This window comes from Bacillus cereus group sp. MYBK95-2 (assembly GCF_051915225.1).
GTDB classification, from domain to species: Bacteria; Bacillota; Bacilli; order Bacillales; family Bacillaceae_G; genus Bacillus_A; species Bacillus_A cereus.
This window is the reverse complement of record NZ_JBQAEH010000033.1, coordinates 1-2,592: the sequence shown is the minus strand read 5'-3', so window position 1 is coordinate 2,592 and position 2,592 is coordinate 1. Positions and strand designations below refer to the sequence as shown.

Genomic DNA, 2,592 nt, shown 5'->3' with positions numbered 1-2,592 from the left:
TCATCCTGAGCCAGGATCAAACTCTCCAATAAAGTTAGTTTGTCTAGCATCTAAAATAAAAATTGACGTTTCACGTTGTTTGTTTCGTTCAGTTTTCAAAGAACTACTTAGCCGCTCATTTGCGACTTCCTTATGTTAACACTTTCGTTAATTGATGTCAACTAAGTTTTTTATTTCGTTTGTCGCTTTCGACGTTAATGTCATCGGCGACTTGTTATATATTACACCTCTAAAGTATAATCGTCAATACATTTTTTAAAAAACTTTATATTTTATAGATTTCATTTACGTATTTCTTCTATAAGTTATATACAAGCATCCCACAGAACAATCTATGGGGTGCTCTTCTACCATAAAAACTATTGTTCTTTCGACGGCACCGAACAACTTCCATCAGTACAAGAAAGATCGCTTCCACCCTCTGAAGAAAGTTCTTGCAACTTAGGTGCAGGATTCTCTTCTTCCCACACTTGCTGAAGTGCACCAACAAAAGTTTCAAGTGGTTGTGCACCTGAAATAGCATACTTTTGATTAATAATAAAATAAGGCACTCCCGAAATTTGATATTGCTGAGCAATCGCTTCATCATTTCTAACATCATTTGCATACGCATTTTTATCATTAATAACATTTAAAGATTCTTGCTTATCTAAACCTGAAGCTTCAGCGATAGTAGCAAGTGTATCCACATCGCTTAAATTTTTCGATTCAGTGAAATATGCAAAAAGTAAATTTTCTGTAATCTCTTTTTCTTTCCCTTGATTCTTTGCAAACTTAGCAAGACGATGCGCATCAAAAGTATTAGTCGGCTTCATCTCATCAAAATTAAAACTTAAACCCATACTAGCTGCATGATTTCCTAACTGTACGTTATTACGCTTAGCTTCTTCAATACTAATTCCATACTTTGATGCAAGTACTTCATTAATACTTGTTCCAGAATAGATTGGAGCATTTTGGTCTAATTCAAAACTTTTAAACTCAACTTCAACATCCTTCTTATGTGGAAATTGTTCTAAAGCCATCTCTAATCTACGTTTCCCAATATAGCAAAATGGACATACAAAATCCGACCATACTTCAATTTTCATAAAAAACACCTCATTAACATTTAGTTTTCAATCATTGTAGCACTGAGATTAAGGAATTCAAAAGTTTTTGCTCTATCTCCTTCATATAGTACATACAAAAACACACTTATAGCAGAATACCTAATTAACAAAAAAAACGATAATCAAAAGGATTAACTATTATCCCTCCGATTATCGTCTATATAAATGCAACAACTTTAATTATGCCGGAATATACTTCCCTACGAACTTCCATACAGTATTCCAATATTTATTCGAATCTACTTTCTCCGCTTCTCCATGTCCAGCACCTGGAACAATTAATTTCTCTTTTTCTACTTTTGCAGCATTATATACTTCATCTAACATTTCAAAAGGAACGAATGTATCAGCATCCCCATGAATGAACAGCATAGGTGTTTTACTTTTCGCTACTTGTTTTACAGCTGAAGCCTCTTCTAAATCGTAACCAGCTCTTAATTTAGTAACCATATTTGCCGCATTCATAACAGGAAACTTCGGTAAATGGAATAAATCTTTTAGTTGATAAGTAAATTCATCAATAACAGTTGAGTATCCACAATCTTCAATAATAACTTTAACATTAGAAGGTAAATCTTCTCCTGAAGTCATCATTACAGTTGCCCCGCCCATTGAAACACCAAATAGAGCTATTTCAGCATTAGGGTCTTTCTTCAAGATTTGTTGAATCCAAATCAAAACATCTTTACGATCATGCCAGCCCATACCAACATAATCCCCTTCACTATTTCCGTGTCCACGAAGGTCTGGTGCTATGACATTATAGCCTTGTTCATAAAAGTTACGAACATATTTCGTCATTTCTGATGCTCTACCATTGTATCCATGAACTACAATTGCCCATTTATGACTGGATGGTTCATTCATATATTCATAACCTTTTAAATTTAATTTATCGAAAGAACGTATAGTTAATGTGTTAGGTTTATACTTCGATACGAAGTTTGCATTCTTTTCTTCATTTGCAGCCAATACATCTCCCGACGCATTTACCGTTTCTACTAAATGAGGATTATCTTGCAAAAATTCTTTTTCTTGTTTCGCATTTAACGCGTAGTTATAAAAATAATTCCCAACTAACATATACACGATTACTAGCAGGACTAAGACTACTATAGTAATTATACTTATCTTTTTCATATTATCTCCTTTTCTAACTTAAATCTTCTTATATTAAAGTACATCAAAAACAACTGTACTATTTTAACACACTGATGAATCCTATCTTTAAGAAATAAAATAGAAAATCTTAAATTACATATAAAGAATCACGAAAGAAATTGAATAAAACTTATATAGCTACGTACTCAAAAACCTTTTTGAAAAGCGAGAAGCACTTCAAAATATTTAGCTTTGAAAAGAAGTTATAAAACACAAAAAAGACGAGTCATTCTGACTCGTCTTAAAGTTGCTTGGCGACGTCCTACTCTCACAGGGACAAGGTCCCAACTACCATCGGCGCTAGAGAGCTTAACTTCCG

The 2,592-nt window shown here is 33.4% G+C and carries 2 protein-coding genes; both read right to left on the bottom strand.

The window, feature by feature from the left end; genetic code table 11:
- Positions 1-359 precede the first annotated feature (359 nt).
- Positions 360-1,091, bottom strand: a complete 732-nt coding sequence (locus ACTFN4_RS30365) for a DsbA family oxidoreductase (RefSeq protein WP_322368888.1) — start codon at positions 1,089-1,091, stop codon at positions 360-362.
- A gap of 201 nt (positions 1,092-1,292) precedes the next feature.
- Positions 1,293-2,252, bottom strand: a complete 960-nt coding sequence (locus ACTFN4_RS30360) for an alpha/beta hydrolase (RefSeq protein WP_000723973.1) — start codon at positions 2,250-2,252, stop codon at positions 1,293-1,295.
- Positions 2,253-2,592 lie beyond the last annotated feature (340 nt).